The 12,006-nt window shown below is 57.5% G+C and carries 18 protein-coding genes; 8 read left to right on the top strand and 10 right to left on the bottom strand.

All coding sequences use genetic code 11. The annotated features are described in order from the left end of the window. Window positions 1-51: 51 nt before the first annotated feature. The 7 genes from B5F28_RS12265 to B5F28_RS12230 all read right to left on the bottom strand — a co-directional run bounded on the left by B5F28_RS12265 (window position 52) and on the right by B5F28_RS12230 (window position 6,246). On the bottom strand, window positions 52-1,056 hold the full coding sequence (locus tag B5F28_RS12265) for a phage major capsid protein (RefSeq protein ID WP_087296166.1): 1,005 nt from the start codon (window positions 1,054-1,056) through the stop codon (window positions 52-54). Between the two features lie 36 nt (window positions 1,057-1,092). Beyond that, window positions 1,093-1,488, bottom strand: a complete 396-nt coding sequence (locus B5F28_RS12260; RefSeq protein WP_087296165.1) for a hypothetical protein — start codon at window positions 1,486-1,488, stop codon at window positions 1,093-1,095. Between the two features lie 4 nt (window positions 1,489-1,492). Next, window positions 1,493-2,419, bottom strand: a complete 927-nt coding sequence (locus B5F28_RS12255; RefSeq protein WP_087296164.1) for a hypothetical protein — start codon at window positions 2,417-2,419, stop codon at window positions 1,493-1,495. 259 nt (window positions 2,420-2,678) lie between these two features. Then, window positions 2,679-2,861: a hypothetical protein gene (locus tag B5F28_RS12250; RefSeq protein ID WP_087296163.1), complete on the bottom strand. Its 183-nt coding sequence runs from the start codon at window positions 2,859-2,861 to the stop codon at window positions 2,679-2,681. Between the two features lie 7 nt (window positions 2,862-2,868). After that, a complete protein-coding gene (locus tag B5F28_RS12245; protein WP_087296162.1) occupies window positions 2,869-4,365 on the bottom strand; it encodes a terminase large subunit in 1,497 nt (498 codons plus the stop codon). Window positions 4,366-5,430: 1,065 nt separating this feature from the next. Next, window positions 5,431-5,829 carry a KGG domain-containing protein gene (locus B5F28_RS12235; RefSeq protein WP_158097600.1) on the bottom strand — a complete coding sequence of 133 codons (399 nt, stop codon included), beginning with the start codon at window positions 5,827-5,829 and terminating at the stop codon, window positions 5,431-5,433. Between the two features lie 162 nt (window positions 5,830-5,991). Then, window positions 5,992-6,246 (bottom strand): hypothetical protein, encoded by a 255-nt coding sequence (locus B5F28_RS12230; RefSeq protein WP_206423085.1) that lies wholly within the window; start codon window positions 6,244-6,246, stop codon window positions 5,992-5,994. A 383-nt stretch (window positions 6,247-6,629) separates the two neighbouring features. On the opposite strand from B5F28_RS12230, the gene B5F28_RS14790 reads away from it, so the two are divergent. The 5 genes from B5F28_RS14790 to B5F28_RS12215 all read left to right on the top strand — a co-directional run bounded on the left by B5F28_RS14790 (window position 6,630) and on the right by B5F28_RS12215 (window position 7,838). Next, the gene (locus B5F28_RS14790) at window positions 6,630-6,788 is read left to right on the top strand and encodes a hypothetical protein (protein ID WP_158097599.1); all 159 of its coding nucleotides are present in this window, start codon (window positions 6,630-6,632) and stop codon (window positions 6,786-6,788) included. A gap of 53 nt (window positions 6,789-6,841) precedes the next feature. Continuing rightward, the gene (locus tag B5F28_RS12225) at window positions 6,842-7,024 is read left to right on the top strand and encodes a hypothetical protein (RefSeq protein ID WP_087296159.1); all 183 of its coding nucleotides are present in this window, start codon (window positions 6,842-6,844) and stop codon (window positions 7,022-7,024) included. Window positions 7,025-7,063: 39 nt separating this feature from the next. Continuing rightward, window positions 7,064-7,246 carry a hypothetical protein gene (locus tag B5F28_RS12220; protein ID WP_087296158.1) on the top strand — a complete coding sequence of 61 codons (183 nt, stop codon included), beginning with the start codon at window positions 7,064-7,066 and terminating at the stop codon, window positions 7,244-7,246. 159 nt (window positions 7,247-7,405) lie between these two features. After that, complete coding sequence (locus B5F28_RS14850; RefSeq protein ID WP_164474891.1) at window positions 7,406-7,564, top strand: hypothetical protein; 159 nt, start codon at window positions 7,406-7,408, stop codon at window positions 7,562-7,564. A gap of 94 nt (window positions 7,565-7,658) precedes the next feature. Continuing rightward, window positions 7,659-7,838 (top strand): hypothetical protein, encoded by a 180-nt coding sequence (locus B5F28_RS12215; protein WP_087296157.1) that lies wholly within the window; start codon window positions 7,659-7,661, stop codon window positions 7,836-7,838. A gap of 142 nt (window positions 7,839-7,980) precedes the next feature. Here B5F28_RS12215 and B5F28_RS12210 read toward each other — a convergent pair whose 3' ends face one another. From B5F28_RS12210 to B5F28_RS12200, 3 genes are all read right to left on the bottom strand, one after another. Next, a complete protein-coding gene (locus B5F28_RS12210) occupies window positions 7,981-8,550 on the bottom strand; it encodes a hypothetical protein (protein WP_087296156.1) in 570 nt (189 codons plus the stop codon). Between the two features lie 259 nt (window positions 8,551-8,809). Beyond that, the gene (locus B5F28_RS12205; protein ID WP_087296155.1) at window positions 8,810-9,175 is read right to left on the bottom strand and encodes a hypothetical protein; all 366 of its coding nucleotides are present in this window, start codon (window positions 9,173-9,175) and stop codon (window positions 8,810-8,812) included. Window positions 9,176-9,290: 115 nt separating this feature from the next. After that, a complete protein-coding gene (locus B5F28_RS12200; protein WP_087296154.1) occupies window positions 9,291-9,824 on the bottom strand; it encodes a dihydrofolate reductase family protein in 534 nt (177 codons plus the stop codon). 158 nt (window positions 9,825-9,982) lie between these two features. On the opposite strand from B5F28_RS12200, the gene B5F28_RS12195 reads away from it, so the two are divergent. From B5F28_RS12195 to B5F28_RS12185, 3 genes are all read left to right on the top strand, one after another. Beyond that, window positions 9,983-10,540, top strand: a complete 558-nt coding sequence (locus tag B5F28_RS12195) for a DUF3795 domain-containing protein (protein WP_087296153.1) — start codon at window positions 9,983-9,985, stop codon at window positions 10,538-10,540. 7 nt (window positions 10,541-10,547) lie between these two features. Next, on the top strand, window positions 10,548-11,012 hold the full coding sequence (locus tag B5F28_RS12190) for a GNAT family N-acetyltransferase (protein ID WP_087296152.1): 465 nt from the start codon (window positions 10,548-10,550) through the stop codon (window positions 11,010-11,012). Between the two features lie 65 nt (window positions 11,013-11,077). After that, a complete protein-coding gene (locus tag B5F28_RS12185; protein ID WP_087296151.1) occupies window positions 11,078-11,935 on the top strand; it encodes an AraC family transcriptional regulator in 858 nt (285 codons plus the stop codon). The last annotated feature ends 71 nt before the right edge of the window (window positions 11,936-12,006 follow it).

Raw genomic sequence — 12,006 nt, 5'->3', positions numbered from 1 at the left:
TGCATGAAGGCCGCACCGCCGGCACAAAACCGGCGGTGCGGTCCGGTCCGCTTACTCGCCCAGCTGGGTGCCGCTGCTCATCTGCGCGCCGCACAGTGCAATGCAGCGCCAGTTGTTGAAGCCCGCGCCAAAGCGGGCGCGGCCCTTGAACACGTTGGCGTCGGTGTTGGGGTCAATGTCGCTGCGCACGGTCAGGGGCAGGCGATCCAGCCAGGGCAGGCACTCGTAGCTGTCCTTGAATTTCGAGTCCAGCAAAAAGAAATACTCGCCGCCGGCCAGCTTCTGGGGCAGGTAAGGCCAAACGATCACGTTCCACAGCCCCACCTGGAAGTTCACCGCGTTGTTGTTGCTGTCCGGGTCCAGATCGCTGCCGATGGCGGCGAACACCTTCCGCTTCAGGCTGCCCACGTTGGGGATCACGATGGTGTCCGGGGCCACGTTCAGCAGGTTGCCGTTGTCGTCGGTGAACATCTGCATCTTCTCCTGCACCTCGTCCAGGATCTCCGCCGAAAAGGCGGCCTTGAACAGGTTGGACTGGTTGCCGGTGTTTTTGGTGATGCTGGGGTGGTCCTTGGAAAACAGGGCCACGTTATCCGCGCTGGCAGTGCTGTAGGTTTTCTGGTTGAACTTCACCGTCTTGCCGGTGCCGCCCGCCAGCAGAGCCGCGGCGAACTTCTCCCGGGTGCGGTTGTAGCTCTGGGTGAAGATGTTGGCCCGGCTGCGGATCTTGCCGATCTTGGCATCCTCCATCATCTCCTGGGTCACCTCAAAGCTGGACTTCCAGGTGGTGGGCTCCACCACCTTGGAATAGCCCTCCTGGATGCTGGTCTTGGGGTAGGCACCGTTCTCGCCCACGTCGGCAAAGTCGCCCATGCTGGTCTCGCTGGTGTACTTCTCGGCGTAGTTCTTGGTGGTGTCCATGCTGAAGATCTTGTCCACGGCGCTGAATTCCTGGAAGGCCTCCACACCGCTCTCGATCAGGGCCTTAATGGGTTCCTGGCTTTTGCCGAAGATGCTGTTCGCCACGCCGGAGCCCTCGGAAAAAATAATGCTCATATCCTGCTGTCCTCCTTTTCGTCACTGTCTGCGGGTTCAGCCGCCCGCACCGGCCGCCGCCCGGAAGTAGCCGCGCACGATGCCGCCGCTGGCCGCTTCGTCGGTCTCGGTCACAACAAAGCTGCCGCCGCCGGTGGCGGTCACGCCGTCCGCGGTGGTGTTCAGCTGCACGTCGGTGCCCACCTTGGTTGCGTCAATCTGGGCCTCGGCCCGGGTCTCAAAAATGGTGGCGGGCAGCACCCGGATCACCGGATAGCAGCCGTCCTCCCGCTTCGGCCCCTGCACGATGTATTCCGCCGTGTCGGCGGCTTCGCACTTGGCCAGCTGGCCGCTGGCCAGCTTGGCGGCGCTGCCCAGGGCAAGGCCTTCCGCGCCGGGCAGAAATTCAAAGGGCTCCACATCACCGATGGCCCGCTTGTAAACAGAAAACATACGCTTACTCTCCTTTGCTGTAATTTTTGTGGAAGCGGGAAATATCCTCCCGGGTCCATTTGGGGTTGAATCTGCGGTATTCCGCAATGATCTCCTCGGTCAGTCCGTCCTCCGCACCGGCCTTGCCGCCCACCGGGGCCAGATGCTGCTTGCCCCGGGCCGCGTTGATGGCTGCCTGCTTGGCGCCGCTGGCCTGCCGGTCCTGCAGCCGCTGGAAAAACGCCAGCTTGTATGCGTCCACCAGATCGTAGCCGCCGCGCACCAGCCGGTCGAATTCGGCAAATTCCGGCTGGCGGCGAATGTCCTCCAGGCTCTTCATCTCCGGGTCCAGCCGGCTGATCTGTGCCATGCGCTCAGCAAGCAGCTGCTCGCCCCGCGCCAGATCCTGCTGGCGCTGCATCTGGTGCACCCGGGTCTGCAGCTGCTGGTTCTCTTCCTCCAGCCGTCGGCGGGCCGGGTCGTTCTGCAGGGCGTCCATCAGCTGTCGGGCCTGTTCGGGCTCCATGCCGCTGGCTGCCTGGCGAACGGCCTGCTCCCGGCGCAGCTGCTCCTGCGCGTCCAGCGCGGCAAAGTAATCCTCCGCCGTCTGAATGGGCTTGCCGGTTACGGGGTTGGTCAGGTGGCCGAACCGCTGGGCAAACATCCGGTCGGTTCGCTCTCTGGCCTGTGCCTCCGCCTTCCGCCGGGAGATCGCCCAGATCTGATCCTGGGTCAGTCCGCTCCGGCTGCTTTGGCCGTCCGGCCTGCTGTCAGTCTCCTCACTGCGGTTCTCCTGTTCCTGCTGTTCCTGTTCGGGGTCGTTCTCCGTCCGGGTCGCTGCGCCGGAAGTCTCGCTCTCGGAAAACACCTCTTCCAGACTCCTCGCGGCAGGGGCGGCTCCTTCCTGCCCGGGCTGCTGGCCCATTGCGCCGCCATTGTGTTCCAGTTCCATAAAAAACCTCCTGGCAGCTACCACGCCGCTGCCCGGCTAAACATTCGGGGAAAAACATTCAAAGAGTGAAAAACGCGGTTCAAAGCAGAGCGGCCGGTCCGGCAAAATGCCCGCTCATCCGGCCGCTCTGCCGGGCCTCACTTGCTGCCCTTGGCCCGCAGGTCGCCGCCCTTGCTCACCACGGGCTTTTTGCCGGGCGAGGTCTTGCCGGCCTTCACCATCTGGCCGCTCTTGCCGTTCACATTCAGCTTCATCTGTTTCACCTCCCTTGCTGCTGGGGTTCGTGGGCGGATTCGGGCGTTACCCGAAGCTCCGCCACCACCCGCCGGGCCTCTCCCGGCGCAGTGTAATTGGGGCACTGCGGGTTCCGGCAGGCCAGCTTCAGGCTGGTGCCGGTGCGCTGTGTCACCATCATCTCAATGCCGCACTGGGGGCAGCGCATCTTCTCTTCACCTCCCGCAGAACGGATCGCCGTATTTCTGGATCAGATACGCCTTTCCGGCACTGTCCGCATTGTCGTAATCCTCGTAAAGGTCCGCCTCCCAGATAGCCCGCCGGGGTTTGTCCGTCTGCTTTGCGGGCAGCGGCCACCATACGCAGAAATACCGCAGGCTGTCCGGGGCATGGGTCAGGTTGTGGGGGGTCTTGGCATACACATCCGGGTTTTTCTCGTCCTTCTGGATCTTCTGCAGATGCTGCATCAGGGTGGGGCAGTCCATGAACTGCATCCAGGGGGTCCCGGTGGCCGGGTCGGCTGCCAGCCATTGCTTCATGGCAGCGCACCCGGCCGCAAAATCCCGGCTGCTTTTGGTCAGGCTCAGTCCGTTTTCCCGGAACAGATCCGCCCGGCTGCGCCCGCTTTCCTGGCTGCGGCTCCAAAGGTCGGGCGGCGCAAGGAACAGTTCAATGTCCTCGCCCGCGCTCATCCGAAGGATTGCCGCCGCTGCCTGGCCGATGGTCTGGTTCGGCTCGTCGTATTCCCGGTACACCACCGCGTGGCCGCTCTGATCCACGTCAATCCAATGCACGCTCAGCATGTCCAGCCCATAGTCCAGCGAAACATACCGCCGCCCCGCCTGCAAAAGCGGCTGGGTGCGCCGGTGGGTCTTGGCCTTCACTTCGGGGAAGTAGGCGCCGCCGGGAACGGTCAGGGCCTCCTCCACCGTGGCGGGGTATTCCTCCAGGGTCTTGTCCTCACCCAGCGCGCCCAGCGTGTTCCGGTACCACTGCTGGTCCCGGCGCGGGTCCGCGCTCCAGGGCAGAAAGATCTTGTGGAAGCCGTTGTCGGGGTTGGTGAAGATCTCCTCGAACAGGGTTCCCCGCTTGATGGTGGAAAGCCCGATCACCCGGCCGCCGGTGGGCCGGTTCACAACCGGGAAAGCAGACTGCCAGATCTCCTGCGCAAACTGCTGGAAGGCCCATTCGTCAATGATGATCAGGTCGGCGGTGAAGGAGCGGCCCACCGCCGGGCTGGAAGGGAAGGCCTTGAACACGCTCTCCGGCCGGTCCGGAAAATGCACGGTCAGGCTCAGCGCCGTCACGGCAAACACCGGCCCATCCCAGCCGGGGGGCACATGGCCCTCCTCGGCCACGAACTCGGGCATGTAGCGCAGGATCACGCCCAGCCGGCGCACCAGCTCCTTGGCCTCGTCCTCCGAGCGGGAAAGGCCCACCACCGTGCGCCCCGCGCTCAGAACCACCAGCCGGGCCCCCTCGCAGAGGGCCAGCCAGGTGAAGCCCAGCTGGCGGGCCTTCAGCACCACGTTCAGCCGGTAGCGGCTGAATTCCTCCAGGGCGCGGCGCTGGCCGTCCCAAAGGCGGAAGGGAACGATCAGCTCCGCCGCGTCCTTGTCCTCAATGTGGCAGTAGGTCTCCACAAAATACACCGGGTTTTCCCGGCAAAACTCCGCCTCCGCCTGCCGGATCGCGGCCGGGCTCAGCTCCATCCCGTCTCCTCCTTTCCATCAAACATCAGACGCCCCAATATCCCATAGCGGCAAACAGGGTGCGGCGCTCCGGTGCGTGGTGTATCACACATGGCCCGCGCCCCAAACCGCTGCGTCGTGTGTCCGGTGCCCGCCGCCCCGATGTGCAAAGCAGGCAAGCGTCCGGGCGAATCGGCATACGGAAAATTTCATTGTCACGGCCAGGGGAAGGGCAGGAGGGAGGGCGTGAGCATTCTCCCTCCTCCCTTGCCCCCGTGACCGGCAGGGAAGCGGAACGCAGTTACCCCCGTAGGGGGTACCGTTTTCTTCCCAAGAGAAAATATCGGTCCTTCACCGACTTTTTCCAAAGAGAGAAATTCCCGGTCCGTCACCGTGTTTTTCCTTTCCCGCCAAAGCGGATGAGAAAGGCACAAAAGACCGGTTCTTTCCAGCGAGATTCTTTTGCGGGCCGCATATTTTTTACGCTCCGGCCGTAATCGCAGCCGGGGGTCGCCCGCATGGGGGGAGGGGGATCATCACCCCATCCGCCCGCATCCGTCCGGCGCACCATCCGCAAAAAAAACGAAGGGAAGCAGTACCGCCCTCCTGTCAGCCAGCCACCGAACCGGCCCCGGCGCATCCACATCAGTGCCCGGCAATCTCCCGATGAAAAGGGAAGGCCGGAGAACAAACCCATCCGTCTGCCCTCCGGCCATCACCCCCTTTCCGCCCGTCATCCCAGGCACCAGTCTCCCCAGAAGGAACCAATCCCGCCGGGCATCCATGCAGCTCAGTCCGCCTCGCAGCCATCCCGGCCGCAAAGCAGGGCCCAGCCACCGGAGCGGCCGGTCAACCTTTTGGAAGCTGGCAAAAGCCAGCCCGCAAAGTCCCATACCCCGCCGCATCCCCGACGATCTTCATCCCGCCGGAGCGAACCGGCGCCGCTTCGTCCACTGCAAGGCGTTCTGCCGTGCCTGGTTGGATTTGTAGCACCGAACGCGTTGCAGTTTCGCTAAATAGCTGTTTGACGAAACAGAAAATCACGGTTTTATGCGGAAAATTCAGAATAACAGGAAAGCGTCCTGATTATTCTTGCCGGTTTTTATCCTTTTGTTGCAATCTGGCGGCCACATTGGCCATCAGCTGGCGGTCCGCGTCGGTCATCCCGGTGGACACCTGCACATCATCGGCAGGCTTGTCACCGGCGGAATCCCGCACAAAAACAGCGGCCTTGGTGTTTCCGGCCATGGCCTGTGCCACCTGTGCCAGCGTCATCGCCTCGTAAAGGTCCAGCGGCTGCCCCCGTTCCTCGGCCAGCTTCTGGGCCACCTGCGTCAGCTCTCCCAGCTCGGCAGCCCCCTGCGGAGCCTCCATCGCAAGCAGGTCCGCACAGATCTCCCGGATTGCCCGCTTCCGCCGGCGGTTTTCGGCACTTTTCTGCCCACCCTTGCGCCCAATCTCCCGAGCTTCCTCCGAACTCGGCACCCGCAAATTCTCCATCCCAGACGCCACACATCACACCCCCTTTGCAACAAAAAAGGCCCGCTCCCGAAAAGGAAGCAGGCCGCCGCGAATGCAGCAAAAAAGCCGCCCCGGAATCTCTTCCGGTGACGGCTCTTTTTTATACTTATCACTATACCAAGTTTATCATTTCGCTGTCTCACTGTCAAGCACAGAAGACGCATTGCAAAGCGAATTATCGGGCTTTGGAGAAAATGTGTAACCATCGCGCTCCATGCGTTCCCGAACGGCTTGCAATATATATGCCTGCAAGCTTTGCTCTTTGGCTGCTGCGGCTTCTCGAATAGCAGCGCCCTCCGCTTTGTAAGGCTTAATCAGAATTTGCATATACTTTTGGTCGCTTTTTTTGTTGCTGGCTTTCTTTGCCTCGCTCAGAGCCATATCAACACCTCCCGAAGATATTGTATCACAAATTCAAACAGCACGATATAGTGAATGATGCACAAAAGCGGAAGGCACGATATAGTGCTAACTGCCAATTATGGAGAATGTTCACGATATCGTGTTGACAATGGCACGATATCGTGCTAGCATAGAGGCACAGCAAGGGAGGCAGAAAGGAGGCTGCCAATGAAGTTTGCGGAATGGCAAAATCTCAATGCCGCCCAAAAACGAGCTGCCTTTGAGGCATACAAAAAAGAGTGGTTAGCTACTCGCAATAGCTAACCACCCAACAGCAAAGACCACTAACTAGCAAATAGCCTCCCTTGCTGCTCTTATTATACCACGAGACGAACCACTCAACAATAGAAGGAGGGCAAAACGTGAAAGTAACCATCTACTGTATGAACAAAGGCACAGCGTCTCAGTATTTTGCCCTGAAGGACGCGGAGGAGAACCAGCCGCTGCCGTTCACACCCACCTGGAAGACCGAGCGCGGCGCCCGCAACTGGGCCATCAAACAAGTTCTGGAGCTGGTTTGAACGAATGCCCACCCGGGCGGCCAAGCAGATGCCCGGGAGAAAGCGAGGAGAGTATGAGCAGCGAACGCATTGCCCGCATTCTGGACTTCCACGGCATGCGTCATTATCAGGACGAGGCCGGACACATTTACGGCGTTATGCCCTGGACCAACGTTATCACCGGAGAGACTGGTGAGGATCATGAAGATCTTACCGGCTACAGTATGGCGAAGGTTCTGTGGTGGCTTGGATACTGAGCGCCGCCAACTCAATGATACAAAGCAGGAGGTTTCACGATGTTCAAGAAAGAAAAATATATCGGCTTCGAGATTCACTACCCAGCCGATCATCCGCAGGCCAACGGCAAATATTTCGGCAAGACCCCGATTTTTGAGCAGGCACTGAAGGCTGCTCAATCCATCGGCGGTGCGCTTTACGGTATCACTCCAGACGGCAAACGCATTTTTATTTTATACTGACCCGCAAGGCCGACGCATAAACGCGCCGCCGGTGCAAGCCCGGCCCCGCCCCATCAAGGCGGGGGTGCTCATGGGTTGCGTAAAACCGAAGGTTTCACAATGGCAGCCGATAAAGTACCCTGTCCCAACAGGGCTACAGTACAGAGAGGAGCGTAGTTCATGGTAGCATATTACAAAGACGAATCTGCCGTTGATGCCGCGCTGAAGGCAGCAACAACTCCCGAGGAAGTTCATAAGATCGCGCAGGATCTGGAGCAACGCATGGCACCCAGCCACTGGATACAAAAAGCCCTGCATGTCTACTGGACTATGCTCTGACGATGCACCGGATACCTTCAACGGGCCGTCAGGAACAAAACGGCAGCATCCGTACAATACCAGCCGCCCAGAGATAAGGGCAGAAAGGGCAAAAATGCAACAGATCACAAAGGCTGAATATGGCCGCATCGGGAACGACTTCAAGGGCGTTTGGCATGACTACTGGGGCGATCACCCAGAATGGAAAGGCCGCCGGGTGGCTTTCCTGCCCGGTCATGGGACAACGCTTTTTATTGAGGGTGTATCTTTTGAGATTGTAGACAAGAGGGACTAAACCAATTAGTATTCGCAGTCTCAAGTGGGACCGGATCACCTGCAAGAGACGCCGGATCTTGGCGCGGGATGAATAAGGAACGAAGAAAATCAAAAAGAGCCTTCCGGAAGCTACCGGAGGGCTCTTTTGTTGTGTAGAGTATTTATGTTTTTTGTGCCAGGCATTTGTATAAAGCGAAGCAGCACAGGCACAGTGAAGCGGTGGCGCAGAACATACCAGGCTTGTCAGCACTTACGGCATCCAAAGCGGAAACGCCCAGGGAGTCAGAGGTCAGAGGGGGAAGGGTAATCGTAATATCGATACCATCATGTGAGTAAACCAGGTGCTCGGTTTCTTCAGAAGGAAGGCCGTCAACAGTGTTTTCTATCAGCAGAGGATCCTCGTCATTGCGAAACGAGAGAGAAAGGATCTCGAATCCTTGCGGGAAAATATCGATACTGGACATCGCGTAGCTGCTTTTCTCTTCGCCGGTGTTGTCGTCATAAATTTCAGCAGTGACAGGAACAGAATAAATACCAGAAGGGATTACGGTAGTCACTAAGAGACAGAAGTAGATAACAGCCAGGATTATACCCAAGAAGGAGCCTCGAATAATCCATTTTTTATATTGAACTATGGCTGAATGCGAAAAAACGACCAGAGCGATTGTTATAGTAAGAAGGACTAACGCTACTGAAATGTAGCCGATCGTCACAGCGTATTCAGTTATCATGGTAACACCTTCATCCAGGATTGGCTCAATGTATGTACATGTATTTTAACAAAGACTCCCCGGATATACAACAATGCAATCTCATAGAAAACACAGATAGGCTAACAATAAACTAACAAAATGCCTGTTTTTAGCTTTGTAAAGCCATTTGTTATCTGATTCGTAATCAGCAGGTCGTCGGTTCAAGTCCGATCTCCAGCTCCAGAAAAAGCCCAGCCGTTTGGCTGGGCTTTTTTCGTACAGAGGATCATTCATTCCATCATATGAACTGAACATCCAGCCGCTGTTTTGGCTGGCCGATGTACTGCCGGGATTCTTGAAGCCGCTGTTCCAAGGATGAGATTTCATCCTGGATTTGGCGGCGACTCCTCTTTCGGTTCACTTGCAGATAGAAATGATACCGCTCTTGCAGCGTTTCCGGCTTGGGTGGAAATTTGATGATCTCCTCGCCAATTCGGTTGCCTTCCAATTCATGTCGGCAAATTTCATCGTCCATGACGGCCATATACAATGCATATCTGGTGAACTCTTTAAAAGGCATTCGAATCGTCCAGCGCCTGTAAGCAGCAATACCGGCTCCGGCTACCAGGCAGCTCAGAATTGCGGCTTTGCAATACGTTTTCATTTTCGTTTACCCTCCAATAAGATGTCTTCTTTTATATAACAAATAAAAGTGTATTGAAAATGAAGGTAACCTTAAGAGTTTTTAAGTTTCCGGAGAGCTATAAATATATTTGCAGTTACCGCTTTTCATAGATAAGATCCACAATGCCGTTGGATTGCTGTGTATCCACCAGCTTCAGCGGCAGCGCCTGGGGTAGCTCGTCGGGAAATAGCCGGATGCCTTTTCCCAGCACCACCGGAATGACGGAAAGCCACATTCGGTCGATGCAGGCTTCCTTTAGCAGCTGCCCGGCCACCAACGCGCCGCCGCAGATCCAGATGTTGCCCGTATATTCCGCTTTTAGTTTGTCCATCAGTGCGGTGAGTTCACCGTTCCAAAAGCAGATGCCTTCCTGATTTGCTTGCTGCCGATGGGTCACCACATAGCAGGGTCGCCCCTCGTAGGGCCAGCTGCCTGGAGAAAGCTGAGTAACGATTCGGTGATACGTGGACCAGCCCATAACAATAGCATCCACGGTTTTATAAAAATCCGGATAACTGCCGGAAGCATCCGGCTGGCTGCCATCACCGCCCAGCCAATCCACGCCACCCTGTTCGTCGGCAATATAACCATCCACGCTCACAGCAAGATATAAAACGATCTTTCCCATCTGTACACGCTCCTTTTTGCTTATTGTACCCAAGCCATGCTGAAATCACAAGAATCAGGACCCCGACGGACAACCGTCGGGTCCTTGTGCTATAATACACACAAAGAAAAGGCCGGAGCGGCCGAAACGTTTTGTTTGATTACTTGGGAGGCAGTAACATGAAAGGCTTTACCCGTGCGGAAACCCGTTTCTCCCTGTGCGGTCTCAACTGCGCCCTGTGTTCCATGCAGCTGGGCGGGTATTGCCCCGGCTGCGGCGGTGGGGCAGGGAACCAGAGCTGCGCAATCGCGAAATGTTCACTGGAGCATGGTGGCATCCAATTCTGTTGGGAGTGCCCGGAATATCCCTGCTCCCGCTATGAAGGCTTTGATGATGGCGATTCCTTTGTTCCGCATCGCAGCCGCAAGCAGGACATTGCCAGCGCCCGGAAGATGGGAATGGAAGCATATCTTGCACAACTGGAGGAAAAGCGAACTGTTTTAGACGCGCTGCTGGCGGATTACAATGACGGCCGCCGCAAAACGATTTTCACCACGGCGGTGTATTTGTTGTCGCTGGAGGAGCTGCGCAGTGTGCTGACTGTGCTGAACAGTCAGCCGGAATTGGCTGGCCAGCCCATCAAGGAACGGGCAGTTGCTGCCGCTGAGCTGCTCCGGGAGGCAGCAGATCGCCAGGGCATCAGCCTGAAGCTGAACAAAAAATCGAAGAAAGGTTGATCCCGTTATGGAACTCAGACTTGCAAGCGCACAGGATATCGACGCCTGGATGGCGCTGGTGGAACAGGTGCGGGAGGCATTTCCCGGTCTGGAAACCAGCGAGGCGATGGCGGAGCACCGAGCCACCGTTCTGAATTTTATGAGAAACTCTGCCGCGGTTTGTGCGGCGGAGGGAGAGCGCATTCTGGGGGCGCTGTTGTTTTCAAAAGAAAACAGCATGCTCTGCTTTCTGGCGGTAGACCCGGCCTGCCGAAGGCAGCATATTGCGCAAAAGCTGGTGTCTTTTATGCTGACGCAAATGGAAGAGGAGAAAGACATTACCGTGACCACCTACCGGGAGGGCGATCCCAATGGGGCCGCCGCCCGCGCATTTTATAAACATCTGGGCTTTTCCGAGGGCAGGCTGGGCGAAGAATTCGGCTGCCCGGTGCAGGAATTTATTTTGAAGCGCCCTGCTGCCGGACAAAGATGAGCACGGAAAATCGGGCAGAGAAGATCGCTTTCCGGTATGCTGAATCCAGAAGGAAGGTGTGACCAATGGATTGGGTAACAGGCATTCATCAGGCGATCCGCTATATTGAGCAGCATCTCCGGGAGGAGTTGACCATTCGGGATATTGCGCAGGCGGCATTGTCCCCCTTTTATTTTCAAAAGGGTTTTGCCCTGCTGTGCGGCATGACGGTGGGCGACTATATCCGCCAGCGCCGGCTTTCCGCCGCCGGGCTGGAGGTCCTCACGACGGACCGGAAGATCATCGATATCGCACTGGAATTCGGCTACGATTCACCGGACAGCTTTACCAAGGTCTTTGCCCGCTTCCATGGCCTCACACCCGCCGCACTGCGAAAAAGCGGAGGCGCGGTTCGCTCCTTTGCTCCGCTTCGGATCAAAGTGACATTGGAAGGTGGTCAAAGCATGGATTGCAAGATTATGAAAAAAGAGGCGTTCACTGTTCTCTGCCGGGCGAAAACATTTAAATATGAGGATGCTGCTGATGCGGTGCCCCGGTTCTGGGCCGAGCATTTTGCCGCAGGTGATGGCCAGGTGGTATGCGGCATGTACGGCATCAATCTGGATGAGAGCATGGGCGGCAACGAGTTTGAATATCTCATTGCCGACAACTACGACCCCACCGGGGAAGTTCCCGATGGCTTCACCACCCGCACCATTCCGGCCCACACCTGGGCGGTGTTCCCCTGCACCGGGCGGATGCCTCAGGTGCTGCAGGGGCTGAACCAGCAGATTTTCTCCCAGTGGCTGGCCACGAACCCCGACTACAAGATCGCCGCCGGCATCAACGTGGAGATGTACAGCGATGCCAGCAAGTTTGAACAGGGCACGCAGGACCAGGAATACTACTGCGAGGTCTGGATTCCGGTGGAGAAAAAGGAATAACTGCATCGGCAGAGCAGGCGAATGGGACAAGATGTCCGCAGCCGCTGCGCCGCAGAAAGCCTCCCTCGACC

Source organism: Gemmiger sp. An194, assembly GCF_002160145.1.
Classification (GTDB): domain Bacteria; phylum Bacillota; class Clostridia; order Oscillospirales; family Ruminococcaceae; genus Allofournierella.
The sequence above is the reverse complement of the archived record's forward strand: the minus strand, read 5'-3'. Positions and strand labels throughout refer to the sequence as shown.